This window comes from Pseudomonas sp. FSL L8-0168, from assembly GCF_037976155.1.
GTDB classification, from domain to species: domain Bacteria; phylum Pseudomonadota; class Gammaproteobacteria; order Pseudomonadales; family Pseudomonadaceae; genus Aquipseudomonas; species Aquipseudomonas paracarnis.
This window is the reverse complement of sequence record NZ_CP150262.1, coordinates 4,121,920-4,143,094: the sequence shown is the minus strand read 5'-3', so window position 1 is coordinate 4,143,094 and position 21,175 is coordinate 4,121,920. Positions and strand designations below refer to the sequence as shown.

The following is a 21,175-nucleotide window of genomic DNA, read 5'->3' as shown; positions in this document are numbered from 1 at the left end:
CAGTATTCTGCTCCCGTCCCTGCCTCTGCCTTCAGGAGTTCCCATGCGCTTGACCCAGATTATTGCCGCCGCAGCCATTGCGTTGGTTTCCACCTTTGCGGTCGCCGATGATGCGGCCGAGCAGACCATTCGCAAGAGCCTGGCCAACCTGGCGCTCGATACCCCGATCGAAAGCATCAGCGCCAGCCCCATGGCCGGCCTGTATGAAGTCAAGCTCAAGGGCAGCCGTGTGCTGTACGCCAGTGCCGATGGCCAGTACATCGTCCAGGGCTACCTGTTCCAGCTCAAGGACGGCAAGCCGGTCAACCTGACCGAGAAGGCCGAGCGCCTGGGTGTGTCCAAGCTGATCAACGGTATCCCGGTGGCTGAAACCGTGGTGTATCCGGCCATCGGCGAGACCAAGACCCACATCACCGTGTTCACCGACACCACCTGCCCGTACTGCCACAAGCTGCACGCTGAAATCCCGGCACTGAACAAGCTGGGCGTGGAAGTGCGCTACGTCGCGTTCCCGCGCCAGGGCCTGGGTTCGCCGGGTGACGAGCAGTTGCAAGCCGTATGGTGTTCGGCCGACAAAAAGGCGGCCATGGACAAGATGGTCGACGGCAAGGAAATCAAATCGGCCAAATGCGCCAACCCGGTTTCCAAGCAGTTCGCCCTGGGCCAGTCCATTGGTGTGAACGGTACACCGGCCATCGTTTTGGCCGACGGCCAGGTGATTCCGGGCTACCAGCCGGCGCCGCAAGTTGCCAAACTGGCACTGGGTGCCAAGTAAGCATTTATCGTTGAGCCTTTGACGATCATGGCCCGCCGAACCGTCGGCGAGTCATTAATTGAGAGCCGCAGTTGTGCGGCTGTTTTCACGGCCGACCTAGCGTCGGCCGTTTCATGGGGAGTTCTTCAGTGAAACCGGTCAAAGTAGGCATCTGTGGGTTAGGGACCGTCGGTGGCGGTACCTTCAACGTACTTCAGCGTAACGCTGAAGAAATTTCCCGCCGCGCAGGTCGCGGGATTGAAGTGGCGCAGATTGCCACGCGTTCGCCAAAGCCTCAGTTCGAAACGACCGGTATTGCGATTACCAACGATGTGTTCGCCGTGGCCACCAACCCTGAGATCGATATCGTCATCGAACTGGTTGGCGGCTACACCGTGGCCCGCGAGCTGGTGCTCAAGGCCATCGAGAACGGCAAGCACGTGGTCACCGCCAACAAGGCGCTGATCGCCGTGCACGGCAACGAAATCTTCGCCAAGGCCCGCGAGAAGGGCGTGATCGTGGCGTTCGAAGCCGCGGTGGCCGGTGGTATCCCGGTGATCAAGGCAATCCGCGAAGGCCTGTCCGCCAACCGCATCAACTGGGTAGCCGGCATCATCAACGGCACCGGTAACTTCATCCTCACCGAAATGCGCGAGAAGGGCCGTACCTTCGAAGACGTGCTGGCCGAAGCCCAGGCCCTGGGTTACGCCGAAGCCGACCCGACCTTCGACGTGGAAGGCATCGACGCGGCCCACAAGCTGACCATCCTGGCGTCCATCGCTTTTGGTATCCCGCTGCAATTCGACAAGGCCTACACCGAAGGCATCACCAAGCTGACCACCGCCGACGTGAACTACGCCGAAGCCCTGGGCTACCGCATCAAGCACCTGGGCGTAGCGCGCAGCACCCCGGCCGGTATCGAATTGCGGGTGCACCCGACGCTGATCCCGGCCGACCGCCTGATCGCCAACGTCAATGGCGTGATGAACGCGGTGATGGTCAACGGTGACGCCGCCGGTTCCACCCTGTTCTACGGCGCCGGTGCCGGCATGGAGCCGACCGCGTCGTCTGTGATCGCCGACCTGGTGGACGTGGTTCGCGCCATGACCAGCGACCCGGAAAACCGTGTGCCGCACCTGGCCTTCCAGCCGGACTCGCTGTCGGCCCACCCGATCCTGCCGATCGAAGCCTGCGAAAGTGCCTACTACCTGCGTATCCAGGCCCAGGACCATCCAGGCGTGCTGGCCCAGGTGGCCAGCATCCTGTCGGAGCGCGGTATCAACATCGAGTCGATCATGCAGAAGGAAGTCGAGGAACAAAACGGCCAGGTGCCGATGATCCTGCTGACCCACCGCGTGCTCGAACAGCACATCAACGATGCCATCCATGCCCTGGAAGCCTTGCAAGGCGTGGTCGGCCCGGTGGTGCGGATTCGCGTCGAACACTTGAACTAACCGATTTGTTCCAGGGGCCCCGTCCATTCGGCGGCCCCTGTTCGAGAATGTTTTAGAGGAGCCAGTCATGCGTTACATCAGCACCCGCGGCCAGGCACCGGCCCTGAATTTCGAAGACGTTCTGCTGGCAGGCCTTGCCACCGACGGCGGCCTGTATGTGCCGGAAAACCTGCCGCGCTTCACCCAGGAAGAAATCGCCTCCTGGGCCGGCCTGCCGTATCACGAGCTGGCTTTCCGAGTGATGCGCCCGTTCGTCACCGGCAGCATTCCGGATGCGGATTTTAAAAAGATCCTGGAAGAGACGTACGGCGTGTTTGCCCATAGCGCCATCGCACCTCTGCGCCAGTTGAACGGCAACGAGTGGGTACTGGAGCTGTTCCACGGCCCGACCCTGGCATTCAAGGACTTCGCCCTGCAACTGCTCGGTCGCCTGCTCGACTACGTGCTGGAAAAGCGCGGCGAGCGCGTGGTAATCATCGGCGCCACCTCCGGCGACACCGGCTCGGCGGCCATCGAAGGGTGCAAGCACTGCGAAAACGTCGATATCTTCATCCTGCACCCGCACAAGCGCGTGTCGGAGGTGCAACGTCGGCAGATGACCACCATCTTCGGTGAGAACATTCACAACATCGCCATCGAAGGCAACTTCGACGACTGCCAGGAAATGGTCAAGAACAGCTTCGCTGACCAGAGCTTCCTCAAGGGCACGCGTCTGGTGGCGGTGAACTCGATCAACTGGGCGCGGATCATGGCCCAGATCGTCTACTACTTCCATGCATCGCTGCAGTTGGGCGGCCCGGCGCGTTCGGTGTCGTTCTCGGTGCCGACCGGCAACTTCGGCGACATCTTCGCCGGTTACCTGGCACGCAACATGGGCCTGCCGATCAACCAGTTGATCGTCGCCACCAACCGCAACGACATCCTGCATCGCTTCATGAGCGGCAACCAGTATGTGAAGGAAACCCTGCACGCCACGCTGTCGCCGTCCATGGACATCATGGTCTCGTCGAACTTCGAACGCTTGCTGTTCGACATGCACGGTCGCAACGGCGCAGCCCTGGCCGAGTTGATGAACAGCTTCAAGCAAGGTGGCGGTTTCAGCGTCGAGCAAGAGCGCTGGACCGAAACCCGCAAGCTGTTCGATTCCCTGGCCGTGGACGATGCGCAGACCTGCGAAACCATCGCGCAGGTCTATGCCCAAACCGGCGAAGTGCTCGACCCGCACACGGCTATCGGCGTGAAAGCCGCCCGCGAATGCCGCCGCAGCCTGGATATTCCAATGGTGATCCTCGGTACCGCGCACCCGGTCAAGTTCCCGGAAGCGGTCGAGAAAGCCGGCATTGGCAAGGCCCTGGAGTTGCCGGAGCATTTGACCGACCTGTTCGAGCGCGAAGAGCGCTGCACCGTATTGGCCAATGACCTGAAGACAGTGCAGGCGTTTGTCAGCCAGCATGGCAATCGGGGCAAACCGCTCTAATCAAGAATGGGGTAGCGGGTTTGTGTGGGAGCTGGCTTGCCTGCGATGCAGGCGCCTCGGTACGACTGAATACCCAGGCGTCTGCATCGCGGGCAAGCCCGGCTCCCACATTCAGCTAACTCACCTGCTGACCCTGAGGCGGATATCAGGCTGCTACAGGTATGCATTCAGCTTTTTGCAGTCGGCCAAGCCCGTCCTCGTGACGGGCTTTTTCATTCTGGCGAGCCATACTTGCCCAGTCGCCCAATCAAGGAAACCCAACCGGTGCAGGTGTTGATCCAATGGACGTTGAAGCTGGTGTGCCTGTTGTGGCTCATCCAGGTGCCCATGAGCCTGGCCGCCGTCAGCCTGCCGTTCAAACTGGTCCCGGCGTTTATCCCGCTTGAACCTATGCCGCTGGCGCCAACGGAGCAGCAGTGGTTGGCGGCGCATCGGACACTCAAAGTGGGTATCTCGATAGATGACTACCAGCCGATCGATATCACCCGCGACCGCAATCGCTACCAGGGCATCAGCGCCGATTATTTGAGCCTGGTTGGCGCGCGGCTGGGTGTGCCCATGCAAGTGCTGGGCTTCTCCGAGCGCGCCCAGGCGGTCGAAGCGCTGCGCAACGGCACCATCGACATTCTCACCAGTGCCAATGGTTACGAGCGTGACGTACCTGGCCTGCAATTCACCCCGGACTACATGCCCGACCGCTCGGTGGTGGTGCTGCGTCGCGACGATACCCAAGGCGACGATCTGGCCGGCAAGAAGCTGGTGTTGCTCGACGGCTACGCCAACGTGCAGAAGGTGCACGCGGCGTATCCCGACAGCCACATCATGCTCGCCCCCAACCTCTACAGCGGCCTCGAAGCCTTGAAGCAAGGTGACGTCGATGCGTTTATCGGCAACGAAGTGATTGTGCGCGCCTATAAATCGCTGCGGCCTTACCTGGGGTTGCAGATCAAGGAGCAGAGCCGGCTGGCGCCCATCGGTTTTGCCTTCGCCACCCGCCAGGCAGATCCGTTGTTGGGGGCCATGATGAATCGCGCGCTGGCAAGCCTCGACGAGTCGGTGCAGCGCGAAATTCTTGCGCGCTGGACCACCGGGCTCGGCGTCGGTATCAGTGGTGAGCGCGTTGCGTTGTCGGCGTCGGAACAGGCCTGGGTGCGTGAGCATCCCCATGTCGTGGTGGTGGCCCAGCAGATGTCGCCTTACATTTTCATGGACAAGGACGGCCAGTGGGTTGGCCTGAATGTCGACCTGTTGAATCGCATCTCGCGCATGACCGGTTTGCAGTTCGTCTATGAAGAGGTGGGTTCTACTGCGCAAACCCTGGAATGGCTGGAAACCGGCCGGGCACAGATGAACACGACCCTGGCTGTGAATCAGGAGCGCAGTGCGTTGCTCAACTTCAGTCATGGTTTTGGCGGGTCCGGCTGGGTGTTTATCGAACGTGCCGATGCCTCGCCCCTGACGGGCTTGAAGCAGTTGGACGGCAAGGTGCTGGCGCTGCCGGCACGTCATGTATTGGAAAATGATATTCGCCATGCGCATCCGAACATCACCTTGCGCCTGGTAGACAATTACAACCAGGCCCGTGAGCTGGTACGACGGGGCGAGGCGGCCGCTACCATTCAAACTGAAGTGGAAGTGCAGAGTTACCCGGAAGATGGTCTGCGTATCGGACGCAGTGTCGATGGCAAGTGGTCGTCCAACTGCCTGTCGGTGCGCAAGGACCAACCTGAGCTGCTGAGCATTCTGAACAAGGCCCTGGAGGCGTTGCCGGTGGCTGAGCTGAGTGCGTTGCGCCTGCGTTGGATCGGTGCCGTGGCGATTCCGCTGCCGGCCTGGCAACGCGTACCGCCATGGGCCTATTGGACGGTGGCCACGGCGCTGCTGTTTGTGTTGGTGTCGCTGGTGTGGAACAGCCGGCTCAAGCGCCAGATTCGCCAACGGCTGGAGGCCGAGCAACGGCTCAACGACCAGTTGGCGTTCAAGCGCGCACTGCTCGACGGCATGCCCAACCCGCTGTTCGTCCGCGACCTGGACGGGCGCCTGGTGACCTGCAATAAAAGTTATGAACAGCAATTGGCGACCCGGCTGGAGCTGATCCAGGGCCTGACGCTGATGGAGAGCAAGGTCGTGCCCGACGCCACAGCGGCGCGGCTGCACGAAGGCCACATGGAGCAATTGGCCACGCAGCAGCCGTTGTTTGTCGACCGGCAATTGGAACTCAACGGCGGCAGTTATCACGTCTACCAGTGGACCGTGCCTTTTTTTGACGCCCAGGGCCGCCTGCAGGGGTTGTTGGGCGGTTGGATCGATATCAACGAACGCAAAGACCTGGAGCGCCAGTTGATGGACGCACGCCAGGCCGCCGACGAAGCGAACTACGCTAAAAGTGCATTTCTCTCGGCCTTGAGCCACGAGATTCGCACCCCCATGACTGCCATCATTGGCTTGCTCGAACTGGAGCAAGAGCGTTGCCTGGCAAGCGGCCAGCCGGTTTCCGAGGCGCTGCAGGTGGCCCATCGTTCGGCGCGTGAGCTGATTGCGCTGATGGGCGACAGCCTGGACTTGGCCAAGATCGAGGCCGGCCACCTGCAACTGGCGCCACAGACCACCGAGTTGAAGCGTTTTTTCGAGGGCATTCAGAGCCTGTTCGAAGCCACAGCGCAAAAGAAGGGCCTGCACCTGACCCTGGCGTTTGATCCGGCTGCTCAGGGTTATTACTGGTTCGACCCGCTGCGGTTACGCCAGGTGATGCACAACCTGTTGGGCAATGCGCTCAAATTTACCGAGCGGGGCGGGGTTCACCTCAGCGTGACCTGCCAACGGGATGAGACCGATACCGAATACCTGCACCTGTGCGTCAAGGACAGCGGCCCAGGCATCAGCGCCGAGCAACAGCCGCGGGTGTTCAAGCCGTTTACCCAAGTGAGCGCCCTGACCGCTGCGCAACACGGTGGCACCGGGCTGGGCCTGAGTATCTGCAAGCAACTGGTGGAGTTGATGGGCGGCTGCATTCACCTCGACAGCGTGGTGGGCGAGGGGACGGTAGTGTGCATTGACCTGCGCCTGGACCGGGTCAGCACCGATGATGTGCCGGCAACGCCCACCGCGACGTTGTCACCGACGGGGCGCAGCCTGTCGATACTGGTGGTGGATGATTTGGCGGCCAACCGCCTGGTGCTGGCGCAGCAGTTGCAGTTCCTCGGTCATCAAGTGGTCGCCCTGGAGTCGGCCGAGGCCGCGTTGCAACGCTGGCGTGAGCAGCGTTTTGACGTGTTGGTCACCGATTGCCAGATGCCCGGCATGTCCGGTTATGCCTTGAGTGCGGCGATACGGCGCCTCGAAGCCGAGGAGCAACGGCCTCGTAGCGCGCTGGTGGGTTGCACCGCGAACGCCATGAAAGATGAACAACGCCGCTGCGAGGACGCCGGTATGGATGAACTGCTGGTCAAGCCGGTGACCTTGGAACACTGGACCCAAGTGCTGGCACGCCTGGCACCCCAGCGTTCGTTCGATATCCAGGCCCTGCGCACCATGACCCAGGCCGATGGCCCGGTGCTGCAAAGCATGTTGCAGGAACTGGCCAAGAGCCTGGACCACGAACACGAGGTGTTGGCGGGTGCCCTGGCCGAGCGCGACGTGGCACGCTTGAATGCATCGCTGCACCGGCTCAAGGGCATTTGCTCGCTGGTGGACGCACTGCCACTGGCCAAGGCCTGTGTCGCCCTTGAGCAATGCGCCCGTGAACAGCGCGGCGCCGAGCTTGAAGAACCCTGGTTGCGCTTGTCCGAGGTGCTCAAGGCGTTTCGTCGCGACCTGCAACCTTATCTGGATGCCTGACACCTTAATGCCGATCAGCTAAGCGAACGCAATGCTCAAGGCAACGACGATCAAATGTGGGAGCTGGCTTGCCTGCGATAGCGGTAGTGCAGTAACAGATGTAGCGACTGACACACCGCCTTCGCAGGCAAGCCAGCTCCCACAGGAGGTCTGCGCTTGACCGACAAGGCTTGCCCCTCCCACATTTAAAGAAGCTTTTAGGACACGTCCTATGGGATACGGCGTAGCGTATGGCTACTGTGCAGGACTTTCTCTGTACCGACACCCTTACCCATGCGATCTCTGAACGTCCTGATCCTCGAAGACAACCCGTTTCAACTGATGGCCCTGCACCAGATGCTCAATGCTAACGGTGTGTTCAATGTGCGGGCCGCGGAAACGGTCGAAATTGCCCGCCAGTCCCTGGACAGCAAAGGCCCGGTGGATATCGCCATCTGCGATCTGTACCTGGAGCAGGGCGATGGCCTGGCGTTGATCCGTGAGTTGGCCGAACGCCGCCTGGCCCAGGTGTTGATCCTGCTCAGCAACGCCGAGCCCGACGTGCTGGAAGGCGTGGCGAACATGGCTCGCCAATTGGGGCTCAAGGTCTTGGCGTGCTTGCCCAAGCCGGCCTCGGCCAAGCTGATCGGGCAAGTATTGAGCGATTGTCAGGAGCACTTGCGTCCAGGGCCAGCGGTGCTGTCCTGGGAGCGCGTCCGTCAACTGCTGAGCTTGAGCGAGCAGGAACAACTGCCGCCCTCGGCGGATGTCAGCCAGGCGACTATCGCAGCCTGTGGCAGGGTCTGGTACCAGCCCATCGTCAGTCAGGCCGGTGTGTTGCAAGGGGTGGAGGCGCTGGCGCGTTGGCAGTTGCAGGACGGTGAGCTATTGCTGCCTGACGAGTTCCTGCCAGTGCTGGAGTTTGCCGGCATGGAAGAGGCGTTTACCTGGCATGTGCTGGAGCAGGCGCTTGGCCTGGCGAACCAGGTGATGGGCGAAAGCGGCCGAGTGCTGCCGGTAGCTGTGAACATTCCCGGGCGTATGCTGGAGCGCGAGCACTTCCCCCAGGTGCTGCAAGGTTTGCTGCAACTTCATGGTGTGCCCGCCCATAGCCTGACCCTGGAGTTGGTGGAAACCTCGACGCTGAAAACCGACAGCGCCCATGTCACTGGGTTGCTGCGCTTGCGCATGTTGGGTTGCCAGTTGTCCATCGGCGACTTCGGCATGGGCGGCACCAGCCTGCAGCATTTGCTGGAACTGCCTTTTACCGAGCTGAAAATTCCCCCGGCGTTTGCCTGTGGGATGGCCAATGATGATCGCAAGGCCGCTGTGGTGGCGGGCGCCATGAGCATGGCGGCGCGCCTGGATGTCGCCGTGGTGGTCACCGGCGTGGAAACCGCCGCCGATTATCACGCCGTGGGCGAACTGGGCGCGGCGTGGCTGCAAGGTTGCTTTATCGCCCGGCCGATGGAGGCCGAGACGCTCAAGCAATGGATCGCGTTCCAGGCTAGGCCAGCCCGTGTTCCTGCACGTAAATAAACAGGGCGGCATCGTTGACCAGCCCCAGCTTGCGCATGGCGCTGACTTTTTGCGCGCTGACGGTCTGCTTGCTGCGGTGCAGGTGCGCGGCGATCTCGCCCACCGTCATGCCACTGGCCAACAGGCGAATCACCTCCAGTTCCCGGGGTGACAGGTGCTCCTGGGAGTGCAGGCGATCAGCGCCGACTTCCCCGGCCAGGCTCAGCGCCTGGCGGATGGTCTGGGCCACATAGGTACGTTGCTGGCGAACCTGGCGGATCGCCTGGGGCAGCTCATCGGCCAGGCTGGCCTTGCTCAGCAAGCCCATCACGCCCAACGCCAGGATGGAATGAAACAACCCGGCATTGTTGAGCATGGTCACCACCACAATGGGCAGGTGCGGATAGTGCCGGCGCAGTTGCTCGATCAAGCGCAACCCGTCGGCTTGGGGCTCGACGGGCATCATGAAGTCGGTCACCACCACATCGCAGGCACAGTGTTGCAACAACGCACTGAGGGCCTGGGGGGAATTGGCCTCGCCGACGATGCTGATGTGCGTGTCACGCTCGAGCACGGCGCGCAGGCCAATCAGGAAAATCGGGTGATCGTCGGCAATCACGATACGCAAGGGCGGTTCAGACGCAGCTCTCAAGGCAGGCTCCCGGGACAATCCAGGGATTCTAGCCTGTGCGCCGTTGTTTTTTCTCTGTCATCTTTTCCGTGCATGCTCGTTTTCCTCAAGCAGTGGATTACACAAAAGGTAGAACTTTCTGCTTTGAGCACGGGTCACTTGAATGTCAGCCTCTTCGTGACATTTTTGTTTTTCGAACCTTTTTCGAATGATTGAGTGGTGATCGAGATGGAAAGTATCAACCTATTGCTCAGCCAAGCACTGAGCCCTTATCAGGTTACGCTGACCTCTGCCGGTATGCGCGACGACTGCCTGGTAACCGTGAAGAACCCCGGTGGCGCCATCGTGGTTGAACGTGAAGTCGATCGTGCGCAATTGAGCGACAAGCGCGCGCTGGTGGATGTGGTGGATTGCCTGCTCCGCGACCTGAAAATCGCCGAAGGGCGTCTGGAACCTTCAGTCATCGCTGCCTTGCGCAACGCCTCCCAAACCCGTGGCGGCGCACTGGCATGAAACATTATTTTTCTTCGGAACCTTCCTACAAGGTGGTCAGTCAGAGTTTGTAACAGCAAGAGCAGGCATTGTGCTCCGGTGTTTGTCGCTTGCTGTGCGGGTCTTTTTGTAGACCACGTTTAACCCCGAGTTGTCTCCCCACTGCTCGGGGTTTCTTTTTGCCTGGGATTTGTCAGATCGCGCCATCCTCGCGCAGGCGAGTGATAGCCGCCGCGTCGTAGCCCAAGGCATTGAGCACCAGGCTGTTGTGTTCACCCAGTTGCGGCCCCACCCATTCGCAACTGCCCGGTGTGTCCGAGAGCTTGGGCACGATGCCGGGCATCTTGAAGTCCTTGCCGCCCGGCAACTGCGCCTTGAGGAACATTTCCCGGGCCAGGAATTGCGGGTCGCCCAGCATGTCTTCGGCGCTGTAGATGCGGCTGGCGGGCACCTCGGCTTTGTTCAGATGCTCAATCACCTGGTCGAGAGACAGCGAATTGACCCAGCGATCAATCACGCCGTACAGCTCATCGCGGCGAGCGTCACGCCCGTCATTGCTGGCCAGTGCAGGGTCGTCCGCCAAGTCGTCACGGCCGATCACCCGCATGAAGCGCTTGAAGATTGCATCGCCATTGGCGCCGATCTGCACATGCTTGCCGTCTGCGGTGGTGTGGATCGAGGACGGGGTGATACCGGGCATGATGTTGCCGGTGCGCTCACGGATAAACCCGAACACATCGAACTCGGGGATCATGCTTTCCATCATGGCGAAGATGGCTTCATACAGCGCCACATCCACCACCTGGCCCAAGCCGCCGTTGACTTCGCGGTGACGCAGCGCCATCAGCGCGCCGATCACTGCCCACAACGCGGCAATCGAGTCGCCGATGGAAATCCCGGTGCGCACCGGCGGGCGGTCCTCGAAGCCGGTGATATAGCGCAAGCCGCCCATGGACTCGCCCACCGCGCCAAACCCCGGCTGGTCCTTCATCGGTCCCGTCTGGCCGAAGCCCGAGAGGCGTACCATCACCAGCTTGGGGTTGAGGGCGTGCAGGGTTTCCCAGCTCAGGCCGAGTTTCTCCAGCACGCCTGGGCGGAAGTTTTCGATCAGGATGTCGGCGTCGGCCAACAGTTGCTTGAGGATCGCCAGGCCTTCAGGGTGCTTGAGGTTGAGGGTCAGCGACTGCTTGTTACGGGCCTGCACGAACCACCACAGCGAGGTGCCTTCATACAGCTTGCGCCATTTGCGCAGCGGGTCGCCGCCGTCCGGGGATTCGACCTTGATCACCTCGGCGCCGAATTCAGCGCAAATGCGTGAGGCAAACGGGCCGGCGATCAAAGTGCCCAGTTCGATGACTTTCAGGCCGGCAAGTGGTTTGGCAGTGAGCGACATGGGGATCCTTACGAGCGCGGGACGATGATGTCCTGCTTTTTAACATAGGCGAGCCGCGCGGATGCAGCGCAGTATTCGTTCAATGCCCTCGCCATCGGTTAGACTGGCCGCCTTTCCTTGTCTTTAGAAGCCCGTTCATGGCCCAGCCGTCCACGACCTACAAATTCGAACTCAACCTCACCGACCTCGACCGCTCGGTGTACGAGAGCGTCAAACAGACCATCGCCCGCCACCCTTCGGAAACCGAAGAGCGCATGACCGTGCGCCTGCTGGCCTACGCCCTCTGGTACAACGAGCAGTTGGCGTTCGGGCGTGGCCTGTCGGATGTAGACGAACCGGCCCTGTGGGAAAAAAGCCTGGATGATCGGGTTTTGCACTGGATCGAAGTCGGCCAGCCAGATGCCGACCGCCTGACCTGGTGCTCGCGTCGCACCGAACGCACCAGCCTGCTGGCCTATGGCAGCCTGCGCGTGTGGGAAGGCAAGGTGGTGCCGGTGGCCAACAACCTGAAAAACGTGCACATCGCTGCCGTGCCCCAGGAAGTCTTGGAGACCCTGGCCAAGGACATGCCGCGGGTGATCAAGTGGGACGTGATGATCAGCGAAGGCACGATCTTTGTGACCGATGACCGTGGCCAGCATGAAGTGCAACTGCAATGGCTGGTCGGCGAGCGCGGTTGAAAAGGTGGGAGCTGGCTTGCCTGCGAGGGCATCCACTCGGTGTGTCTGATGTACCGAGTCGTATGCATCGCAGGCAAGCCAGCTCCCACACTTGATCTCTGCTGCGTTCACTATCTGTGTTTAACCGATGTATTAGAAGAGAAGCTCCCGTCACCCCATGCGTATCGATCCCCGCCCATTGCCCGCCGTCCTGCCTTTTCTCGGTGAACTGCCGCCGCTGTTGACCCGCCTTTACGCCGCACGCGGGGTGCAGTCGGAGGCCGAGCTGGACAAGAGCCTGGCGCGGTTGATTCCCTATCAGCAGCTCAAGGGCATCGATGCGGCGGTGGACTTGCTGGTGACGGCCCTGGAGCAACGCCAGCGCATCCTGATCGTCGGTGACTTCGACGCCGATGGCGCCACGGCGAGTACCGTGGGCACCCTGGGCCTGCGTTTGCTTGGCGCGGCCCATGTCGATTACCTGGTGCCCAACCGCTTCGAATACGGCTACGGCCTGACCCCGGAAATCGTCGCGGTGGCGCTGGAGCGCGAGCCGCAGTTGCTGATCACCGTGGACAACGGTATCTCCAGCGTCGAAGGCGTGGCGGCGGCGAAAGCGGCGGGGTTGCAGGTGCTGGTGACCGACCACCACTTGCCCGGCGATGAACTGCCGGCCGCTGACGCCATCGTCAATCCTAACCAGCCGGGCTGCACATTTCCCAGCAAGGCCCTGGCCGGCGTCGGCGTGATCTTCTATGTATTGATGGCCCTGCGTGCACGGTTGCGCAGCCTGGGTTGGTATGACAACAAGCCCCAGCCGAACATCGGTGAACTGCTTGATCTGGTGGCCCTGGGCAGCGTCGCTGACGTGGTGCCGCTGGACGCCAACAACCGCATCCTCGTGCATCAGGGGCTGGAGCGTATTCGGGCCGGTCGGGCGCGGCCGGGGATCAAGGCGATCCTGGAAGTGGCCAAGCGTGATCATGCGCGCATCACCTCCACCGACCTGGGTTTCATCCTCGGCCCGCGTCTGAACGCGGCCGGACGCCTGGATGACATGAGCCTGGGCATTGAATGCCTGCTTACCACGGACTTCGCCGCCGCACGGGAAATGGCCGCGCAACTGGACGGCATGAACCAGGACCGTAAATCCATCGAGCAAGGCATGCAACGCGAGGCCCTGGCCCAGCTCAAGGACCTGCCGGTGGAGTCGATGCCGTACGGTCTGTGCCTGTTTGACCCGGAGTGGCACCAAGGGGTGATCGGGATCCTCGCGTCACGCATGAAGGAGCGTTATTTCCGCCCGACCATCGCCTTCGCCGATGCCGGTGATGGCCTGCTCAAGGGCTCTGGACGCTCGGTGCAAGGCTTTCATATCCGCGATGCGCTGGCGGTCGTCGCCAGCCAGCACCCCAACCTGATCACCAAGTACGGCGGCCACGCCATGGCGGCGGGGCTGACCTTGCCCGAGGCCAACTTCCCGTTGTTTGCGCAAGCCTTCGATGCCGAAGTGCGTCGGCAATTGCGCGAAGAAGACCTCACCGGCCGCCTGCTTTCAGACGGCACCCTGGCGGTGGAAGAATTTCACCTGGAACTGGCCCGCGCCCTGCGCCATGCCGGCCCGTGGGGGCAGCACTTTCCCGAGCCGTTGTTTCACGGGGTATTCCAGTTGGTGGAGCAGCGGGTGGTGGGCGAGCGGCATTTGAAAGTGGTGCTCAAGAGCGAGTGCGGGTCGGTGAAGCTCGATGGCATCGCCTTTGGTGTGGACCGCGAAGTGTGGCCAAACCCGACGGTGCGTTGGGTGGAATTGGCCTACAAGCTGGATGTGAATGAATTTCGTGGCAATGAGACGGTGCAACTGATGATTGCGCACATCGAACCGCGCTAGTTTTCATCAACACCACGTACCACTGTGGGAGCGGGCTTGCCCGCGATGACGGAGTGTCAGTCAACGCTACTGTGACTGAGCCAGCGCTATCGCGGGCAAGCCCGCTCCCACATTGGGTCTTAGGTTAAGCTGGAGTTATTCGGCTTTGGCCTGATGCTTGACGATAATATCCACCAAGCGCTTGGCCAGCGCCGGGTAGTTCTCATCGAAGTGATGCCCGCCCGGCAGCTTCATGGCTTCGCCCACGGCGGTCTTGTCGGTGCAGCCACTCTCGTCGACTTCTTCGGCGCCGTAGATGCACACGACTTTCTCAGGCGGCAGCTTGGCCATTTCCGGGCCGGTGGCGGCTTCTTTGCCGGCGTTGCCCAGCCAGCCTTCCACTTCGATTTCAAAGCTGCCGGTACGGGCGAAGGCCAGCAGGATGATCGCGTCCACCCGTTGCTGTTCGTTCTCTGGCATACGGTTGTAGATGGCCGGCAATACGTCGGCGCCGAACGAGTAACCGGTCAGCACGAAGCGCTTGGTGCCCCACTTTTGCCGGTAGTGTTGCATCAGCTCGGTGAGGTCCTTGGCGCTTTGCTCCGGCGTCTTGTGCTGCCAGTAGTAGCGCAGGGTGTCGATGCCCACCACCGGGTAGCCGATCTTCGCCATCTCGCCCGCCACGTCGCGGTCCAGGTCGCGCCAGCCGCCGTCACCGGAGAGGAATAGGGTCACGGTGTCCTTGGCTTGGCCGGCAGGCACTTCCACCACCGGAATCGCCAGGCCGCCGTTGTCCGAACCGACCAGTTGCTTGCGCAGTTCGTTATTCAGCACCTGTGGGTAATGAATGTCGTAGTCGCTGATGCTGGTAGTAGCGCGCGGTGTGTCACGTACGAAACTGGCGCTTTCATCGTCGGGGTTATCGTTCCACGCCACCAGCCAGCTGCCATGGGCGGCGGTTTTCGGCAGCGGGTCGTTGCAGCCTTCCTGTTTCAGGGCGAAGCCCACGGAGATGGCGTTGGCCTTGTCATCGTTCTGGGTGGCCAGCCAGCGCCAGGCGAGTGCGGCGCCAGGGCCGATGCCGCTGACCAGGGTTGCCGGGCCTTTCAGCTGGGCCAGGGCGCCTTGCAGGGCTTTTTCCTGCAGTGCGCAGTCATCTTTTGGCAGCACCACCTGAACCAGTTGCGCTGAACCGCCCTGGCTCAGGGCAATCAGTTGGCTGTCGGTCAGGATTTCTTCGGCCATCACCGCCACGGCCACGCGGGCTTTTGCGTTGCTGGCCGGGGTTACGCGGGTCATTACCGAACCGTCGGCCTGGGGCAAGTGCTCCAGGGTCGGTTGCGGGGCAGGGCGGTTCCAGTACCAGAAGCCACCCGCCGCGATCAGCGCAAGCAGCACCACTAAAGCCAATACATACCGCCAGGAGCGTCGAATCATCAGCGTTTCACCAATCCAGTCAAGCCGCCCGCAATCAGGGCGGCGGTATCGGCCAATGCCACCAGCGGATCCAGTCCTGCGGGCACGGCCATGTAACGGGGTTCCCAGTCGGGCTGGAACTTGTCTTTGAAGCGGCGCAAACCTTGGAAGTTATACAGTTGCTCGCCACGGCGGAACACCATCGAGCCCAGGCGCTGGGTCAGCGGTGCGCCACGGCGCGGTTGCAAGCCCGACAACGGCACCATGCCGAGGCTGAAGCGCGCGTAGTCGTGGCTCTTATAGTGTTGAATCAGGCCCACCATCATGAACTCCATGGTCAACTTGGGCGCGTCCGGGTGGGCACGCATCAGGTCGAGGCTGGCCAGGTCATGATTATAGGTTTCGAGCAGATTGGCGAAGGCCACCGGGCGCCCTTCGAAGCGAATGATCGCGATACGAAAGTGCTTGAGGTAGTCATCGCTGAAACGGCCCAGGGAGAAGCCTTTTTCCCGCACATTCTTACCTGTAAGCCAGGCGTCGGAGATGACTTTTAATTCATCCATCGGCGCCTTGCCCGGTTCGCAGATTTCCAGGGACAGGCCGTCCCGGGTGCCACGGTTCCAGGTGTAGCGCAAATCCTTCATTTCTTTGCCCTTGGCTTCCAGGTCAAAGCGTTTCAGGTCGACGCGGGCTTCTTCACCCAGTTTGATCGCGGTGAGGCCGATGTCCATGTAATACGGCAGGTTCTCGGCGCGTACCTGATAGAACACCGGACGGGCGTGGTGGATGTCGCACAGGTCGCGGAACTGCCAGATCATCTCGGCGCGCGGTTGGGTCGGGCCGATCGGGTCGTACAAGGCCACCAGGCTACGCCCGCGACGGGCATACATCAGGAAGGCTTCATCGTTAGGGTGAAACAGCAGCGCCTTGTCGCCGGTGAGCGCCAGGCCGCCGTCGGGTTGGGACGAGGCCATCAGGATCTTGCTGGCGCGCTCCAGTTCTTCCGGGGTCGGCAGGTGGATGACCGGGCGTGCCGTGCGCAGCAGCCAGGTCAGCGATACGATCACCAGCAACACGGCGGCGCCGAGCAGCGAACGCAAACCACGTGGGGCGTTGGCGTCGAGGGTGAACTGCCACCAGAGTTGGTGGCTGTAGGGCACGTCCTGGTAGGCAAACAGCAACAGCCAGATCGAAGCGCCGAGCACACAGACACTGGCCACCAGGTACAGCGGCGAAAACGGCAACTCGGTCAGGCGACTGGCGCGGTAGAACGAGCGCCGGAAGATGGCCAGCAGCACTGCGGTCATGGTCATCAGGCTGGCTTCTTCCCAGTCGAAGCCTTTAAGCAGCGAAAGCAGGGCGCCAACCAGCAGCAACACCATGGTCAGCATCCAGGCGGCCGACAACCGCCGGCGCAGGCCCTGGGCGAGCAACAGGCACAACACACCGATCAGGCTGGCACCGAAGTGCGACGCGTCAATCAGACGATGGGGAATCAGGAAGCCGATGTTTTCCAGGCGTGAGTCGATCTCTGGCGTGGCGCCGGAAAACAGCAGGACCACGCCGGACAAAAAAACCAGGACGGCCAATACTGGCGCTGCCAGCCCCGACGCTACCCGCAGACTTTGCTGGGTCTGGAACAGGCGCTGGGCCTCGTTGACCAGCAGGAATACACAGGCGATCAGCAGCGGCAGCACCACGTAGATCATGCGGTACAGCAGCAAGGCAGCAGCCAGGGGCGCGGCACCAAGTTTGTCGGCAAAGGCCGCCAGCAGGATCGCTTCGAATACCCCCACCCCGCCCGGAACATGGCTGAGCACACCGGCGGCCAGGGCCAGCAGGTACACCAACAGGAACGGGCCGAAGGGCGGAGCTTCCGGCAACAGCAGATACAGCACGGTGGCGGCTGCGGCGACGTCCAGTGCGGTGATGATCAGTTGCAGGAAAGTCAGGCGTCGGCCAGGCAGGCGCAGGGTACGGCGCCCGGCCTTGACCAGCAGGTTGTCGGGGTAGGGCTGTTCCGGCAGGCGGCGGCGATAGATGCCGATGCACAGCAGGGCCGACAACAGCAGCACGGCGCCGGCAATGCCGCCGAGCAGGCTTTGCGATAAATGCAGGTAAGTGGAGGCGGCCGGCAAGTTGCTCAACGTGGCCAGCGCGGCCAGCGGTGGCAGGGCACAGCCCAGGGCCAGGCTGGCGAATACGGTCATGTGCGCCACTTCCGAGGCGCCGATGCCATGGCGTGCATATAAACGGTAACGCACCGACCCCCCCGAGAGCATCGACAAGCCAATGGCGTTGCCGATAGCAAAGGCGGTGAAACCACCCAGGGCCAGGGTCTTGGCGGGCAATTGCACGCCGGCATAACGCGCGCCGGAGAACTCATAGCCGAGCAGGATTACAAAACCGGCGACCGCCGCCGCGAAGGCCCCCAATAGGGCCGGCTTGGGCACTTCCAGGATCGAATCGTGCAGGGCGTAGAGGTCCAGCTCCAGCAGCAGGTGCCGGCAGGCGATCAGGGCGATTGCAAACAGCAGAAGCGTCACGGCCAGGCCGATGGGCTGGCGGTATTTGCTCAACAGGTCCAGCCACCGCAAACGGGTGGGAGTGATCGGTTGTTCTGCTGTAACGGTGTCTTGTGGTTCAGACGAGTTGGCGCGCATCAATCACCTCGTGGATTGTGCGCGACAGGATGGAGGTATCCAGCCAAGTTACCAATCCCTATGGACAAAATAATTACAAATATTAACGCGGATCACCGGGCGCGGCGACTGCGGCCATTGGTCGTAGAGGGGTAGCGCTTGAGCATTGAGCATAGCGTGCAATGAGATGGACTCTGCAAACCGTCTACGGTTTCATGAAAGATGCCATGTCATTGTTTCAGAAGAACTTTTTCGTCAGATACAAAAAAGGCCACTCTTTCGAGTAGCCTTTTTTGATGTTTGGTTGCGGGAGCCGGATTTGAACCGACGACCTTCGGGTTATGAGCCCGACGAGCTACCAGACTGCTCCATCCCGCGTCTGTGGGCGGCATTCTACAGCCCAGCGGCGGGGTGTCAACCGTTAATGAGCTGATCGCTGAAATAAGCGCTAATTATTCTGAAATCAAGGTGTTGGCTGCATTGTGCAGGCAAAAACAAGCGCGCACAAAAAAGGCCACTCTTTCGAGTAGCCTTTTTTGATGTTTGGTTGCGGGAGCCGGATTTGAACCGACGACCTTCGGGTTATGAGCCCGACGAGCTACCAGACTGCTCCATCCCGCGTCTGTGTGTCGGCATTCTACAGAGGAACGCGAGTGTGTCAACCTGTGAATCAAACAAAAGCGCTTGTGGTTCAATCGGTTAGCTCTCCAAAGAGGGGGCGTGAAGTGCTCTGGGCCAGTCAGGCCATGGCTTTCAGCTCTATCGGAAGCCCGAATTCGATTGAAAAAATAAATTCATCAAGGAAACTTCCTACCACTTGGAAGGAAGAATCAAACTACTGGTGCTATATACAGGTGTGAATGCGATACTGGCCACCCGTTGGTTCACACCCCGTTTATATGACGCAGCGCAAAATCATCCACGTTGACTGTGATTGCTTCTACGCCGCCATCGAGATGCGTGACGACCCGAGCCTGGCGCAAAAGCCCTTGGCGGTGGGCGGTTCGGCGGACCGGCGGGGGGTGATCGCTACCTGCAACTACGAGGCGCGAGCGTATGGGGTGCGTTCGGCGATGTCGTCACGTCATGCCTTGAAGCTCTGCCCGGACTTGACCATTGTTAAGCCGCGCATGGATGCCTATAAAGAAGCGTCGAAAGAAATCCAACTGATCTTCCGCGACTACACCGACTTGATCGAGCCGTTGTCGCTGGATGAGGCTTACCTTGATGTGTCTGACAGCCCGCATTTTGGCGGCAGCGCCACGCGTATTGCCCAGGACATTCGGCGCCGGGTCTCCAACCAGTTGCATATCACTGTGTCTGCCGGCGTGGCGCCCAACAAGTTTTTGGCCAAGATCGCCAGCGACTGGAAAAAGCCCAACGGCCTGTTTGTGATCACGCCGGATCAGGTTGAAGACTTTGTCTCGCAGTTGCGTGTCAGCAAGCTGCATGGCGTGGGCAAGGTCACCGCTGACAAGCTGGCGCGCCTGGGCATCGAAGACTGCCTGCAATTGCGCGACTGGAACAAACTGGCGCTGGTGCGCGAATTCGGCAGTTTTGGCGAGCGCCTCTGGAGCCTGGCCCGTGGAATTGATGACCGTGTGGTGCAAAACGACAGCCGTCGGCAATCGATTAGCGTGGAAAACACCTTCGATGTGGACTTGCCGGATCTTTCAAGCTGCCTGGCGAAACTGCCGGAGCTGATGGAGACCCTGGCCGGGCGCATGGCGCGTATCGACAGCAGCTACCGGGCGGGCAAGCCGTTCGTGAAAGTGAAGTTTCATGACTTTACCCAGACGACGCTGGAGCAGGCCGGGGCAGGACGGGATCTGGAGAGTTATGAACAGTTGATGACCCAGGCGTTCAATCGCGGGGGCAAGCCGGTGCGGTTGCTGGGGATAGGCGTACGGTTGCTGGACCTGAGCGGCGGCAACGAACAGCTCGAGTTTTCCTGGTAAAAACCCGAAACAAATGTGGGAGCTGGCTTGCTTGCGATAGCCGTGTGTCAGTCAAGAATGCTTTAACTGATACACCGCTATCGCAGGCAAGCCAGCTCCCACAGTTTGATCTTCACAGGTATTGCACGATCAGCGTGCGCCAGGATCGGCGACTAACCGCCCCCCATCCTTGGTCAACGCCTGCACAAACTCCTGCTGCAACTCCGGATCATTGCGCGTCAGTTCAATCAGGCTTTGTTCCAGCTCGCTGGCTTCTTCTTCCAGGCCCAGCTCCGACAAGCGTTTGACCCGGTGTACCCACTGGTTCACTTCGTCATCTTCCAGGTCGTCATAGATCAGGGCATGGGCTTCGAGCAGCTTGCTGCGCAGCGTGTTGCTGACCGCCAGGGTCGAGTCGGTATGCACGTCGTCCTGGCCATCCGCCACAGTGATTTTCAGCGTGGTGACGCGGTTCAGGTCCTGCTCGGCAAAGGGGCTGTCCAACAGGTTAAGGCGCAGTATGCCGTTACGGTCGGTGGTCAGCTCGTGGGTCTGCTTGCCGGCGGTGACTTGCACCGGGCGCTCGCTCCAGGGCAGGCTCGAATACTCCAGGCGCTTGTCACGCTGGACTTCATCGATAGCCGCCAGGTTCTGTTGCGCACGGCCGTGGGATTGCACGTTCATGAACGGGTTGATGCCGTCCACGCCATAGCTCAACCAGTCATGGGTCACACTCGTGGGCAGGTTGCCGAGGGCGAAGATATTCACCACGTTAGCACCCACGCCCGCCACCAGCGCCACGGCACCCAGGGGCATCTCATAGAGTTTGCGCCAGGGCTGGTAGGGTGTGTAGCGGTCGTAACGACGGGTGACTTCGAATTCGGTGACCTCGAAGGTCTTCTGCTCATGAATGCGAACCCGGCGTTGCGGTAGCTCCAGCACTTTAGGCTCGCCTACATCGATCTGCAGGCTGTGGTCGAGCAACTTACGCTCGACCCGCTCCTCGTGTTCACTGCGTTGCGACATCTGATTGGCGCAGCCGCTGACCAGCAGGGCGCCGCACAAGGCGGCGCCCCCAGGGCTCTGGTGTTTCGCTTGAACATGACTTCTCTTGATCTG

13 protein-coding genes, 2 tRNA genes and 1 pseudogene are annotated in these 21,175 nt (G+C 61.1%); 9 read left to right on the top strand and 7 right to left on the bottom strand.

Annotated features, from left to right (window positions below):
* Window positions 1–43 precede the first annotated feature (43 nt).
* From MHH62_RS18930 to MHH62_RS18910, 5 genes are all read left to right on the top strand, one after another.
* On the top strand, window positions 44–775 hold the full coding sequence (locus tag MHH62_RS18930; RefSeq protein WP_005791088.1) for a thioredoxin fold domain-containing protein: 732 nt from the start codon (window positions 44–46) through the stop codon (window positions 773–775).
* Between the two features lie 128 nt (window positions 776–903).
* Window positions 904–2,208 carry a homoserine dehydrogenase gene (locus tag MHH62_RS18925; protein ID WP_003193959.1) on the top strand — a complete coding sequence of 435 codons (1,305 nt, stop codon included), beginning with the start codon at window positions 904–906 and terminating at the stop codon, window positions 2,206–2,208.
* 67 nt (window positions 2,209–2,275) lie between these two features.
* Window positions 2,276–3,685, top strand: a complete 1,410-nt coding sequence (gene thrC, locus MHH62_RS18920) for a threonine synthase (RefSeq protein ID WP_032902709.1) — start codon at window positions 2,276–2,278, stop codon at window positions 3,683–3,685.
* A 264-nt stretch (window positions 3,686–3,949) separates the two neighbouring features.
* A complete protein-coding gene (locus MHH62_RS18915; RefSeq protein ID WP_339233038.1) occupies window positions 3,950–7,522 on the top strand; it encodes a transporter substrate-binding domain-containing protein in 3,573 nt (1,190 codons plus the stop codon).
* 273 nt (window positions 7,523–7,795) lie between these two features.
* Entirely contained in the window at window positions 7,796–9,040 is a 1,245-nt protein-coding gene (locus tag MHH62_RS18910; RefSeq protein WP_014719780.1) for an EAL domain-containing response regulator, read from the top strand.
* Here MHH62_RS18910 and MHH62_RS18905 read toward each other — a convergent pair.
* Window positions 9,009–9,671: a response regulator transcription factor gene (locus MHH62_RS18905; RefSeq protein WP_003193955.1), complete on the bottom strand. Its 663-nt coding sequence runs from the start codon at window positions 9,669–9,671 to the stop codon at window positions 9,009–9,011. The genes MHH62_RS18910 and MHH62_RS18905 overlap by 32 nt on opposite strands.
* A 207-nt stretch (window positions 9,672–9,878) precedes the next feature.
* Here MHH62_RS18905 and MHH62_RS18900 point away from each other — a divergent pair, with 207 nt between their 5' ends.
* Window positions 9,879–10,163 carry a DUF3509 domain-containing protein gene (locus MHH62_RS18900; protein ID WP_020301357.1) on the top strand — a complete coding sequence of 95 codons (285 nt, stop codon included), beginning with the start codon at window positions 9,879–9,881 and terminating at the stop codon, window positions 10,161–10,163.
* Window positions 10,164–10,335: 172 nt separating this feature from the next.
* Here the strand turns inward: MHH62_RS18900 and MHH62_RS18895 are convergent, their stop codons facing one another.
* On the bottom strand, window positions 10,336–11,535 hold the full coding sequence (locus MHH62_RS18895) for a CaiB/BaiF CoA-transferase family protein (protein WP_019817243.1): 1,200 nt from the start codon (window positions 11,533–11,535) through the stop codon (window positions 10,336–10,338).
* A gap of 137 nt (window positions 11,536–11,672) precedes the next feature.
* Here MHH62_RS18895 and MHH62_RS18890 point away from each other — a divergent pair, with 137 nt between their 5' ends.
* A complete protein-coding gene (locus MHH62_RS18890; protein WP_003193952.1) occupies window positions 11,673–12,215 on the top strand; it encodes a YaeQ family protein in 543 nt (180 codons plus the stop codon).
* A gap of 157 nt (window positions 12,216–12,372) precedes the next feature.
* Window positions 12,373–14,082 (top strand): single-stranded-DNA-specific exonuclease RecJ, encoded by a 1,710-nt coding sequence (gene recJ / locus MHH62_RS18885; protein ID WP_014719777.1) that lies wholly within the window; start codon window positions 12,373–12,375, stop codon window positions 14,080–14,082.
* Between the two features lie 135 nt (window positions 14,083–14,217).
* On the opposite strand, the gene MHH62_RS18880 is transcribed toward recJ, so the two are convergent.
* The 4 genes from MHH62_RS18880 to MHH62_RS18865 form a co-directional block, all read right to left on the bottom strand.
* A complete protein-coding gene (locus MHH62_RS18880; RefSeq protein WP_339231630.1) occupies window positions 14,218–15,498 on the bottom strand; it encodes an AcvB/VirJ family lysyl-phosphatidylglycerol hydrolase in 1,281 nt (426 codons plus the stop codon).
* Window positions 15,498–18,140, bottom strand: coding sequence for a bifunctional lysylphosphatidylglycerol flippase/synthetase MprF (mprF, locus tag MHH62_RS18875; protein ID WP_014719775.1), 2,643 nt, complete (start codon window positions 18,138–18,140; stop codon window positions 15,498–15,500). The genes MHH62_RS18880 and mprF overlap by 1 nt, the downstream gene beginning before the upstream one ends.
* Before the next feature lie 280 nt (window positions 18,141–18,420).
* Window positions 18,421–18,497, bottom strand: a tRNA-Met gene (locus tag MHH62_RS18870).
* A gap of 166 nt (window positions 18,498–18,663) precedes the next feature.
* Window positions 18,664–18,740, bottom strand: a tRNA-Met gene (locus tag MHH62_RS18865).
* A gap of 278 nt (window positions 18,741–19,018) precedes the next feature.
* Here MHH62_RS18865 and dinB point away from each other — a divergent pair.
* The gene (gene dinB / locus MHH62_RS18860; RefSeq protein ID WP_003193948.1) at window positions 19,019–20,077 is read left to right on the top strand and encodes a DNA polymerase IV; all 1,059 of its coding nucleotides are present in this window, start codon (window positions 19,019–19,021) and stop codon (window positions 20,075–20,077) included.
* Between the two features lie 129 nt (window positions 20,078–20,206).
* Here dinB and MHH62_RS18855 read toward each other — a convergent pair.
* Window positions 20,207–21,159, bottom strand: a pseudogene (locus MHH62_RS18855) (hypothetical protein).
* Window positions 21,160–21,175 lie beyond the last annotated feature (16 nt).

Excerpts from the sequence above, each read along its gene's own strand:
- dinB (WP_003193948.1), top strand. The coding sequence starts at position 19,019 with ATGACGCAGCGCAAAATCATCCACGTTGACTGTGATTGCTTCTACGCC.
- MHH62_RS18930 (WP_005791088.1), top strand. The coding sequence starts at position 44 with ATGCGCTTGACCCAGATTATTGCCGCCGCAGCCATTGCGTTGGTTTCC.
- MHH62_RS18910 (WP_014719780.1), top strand. The coding sequence starts at position 7,796 with ATGCGATCTCTGAACGTCCTGATCCTCGAAGACAACCCGTTTCAACTG.
- MHH62_RS18900 (WP_020301357.1), top strand. The coding sequence starts at position 9,879 with ATGGAAAGTATCAACCTATTGCTCAGCCAAGCACTGAGCCCTTATCAG.
- MHH62_RS18895 (WP_019817243.1), bottom strand. The coding sequence starts at position 11,535 with ATGTCGCTCACTGCCAAACCACTTGCCGGCCTGAAAGTCATCGAACTG.
- recJ (WP_014719777.1), top strand. The coding sequence starts at position 12,373 with ATGCGTATCGATCCCCGCCCATTGCCCGCCGTCCTGCCTTTTCTCGGT.
- thrC (WP_032902709.1), top strand. The coding sequence starts at position 2,276 with ATGCGTTACATCAGCACCCGCGGCCAGGCACCGGCCCTGAATTTCGAA.
- MHH62_RS18880 (WP_339231630.1), bottom strand. The coding sequence starts at position 15,498 with ATGATTCGACGCTCCTGGCGGTATGTATTGGCTTTAGTGGTGCTGCTT.
- mprF (WP_014719775.1), bottom strand. The coding sequence starts at position 18,140 with ATGCGCGCCAACTCGTCTGAACCACAAGACACCGTTACAGCAGAACAA.
- MHH62_RS18890 (WP_003193952.1), top strand. The coding sequence starts at position 11,673 with ATGGCCCAGCCGTCCACGACCTACAAATTCGAACTCAACCTCACCGAC.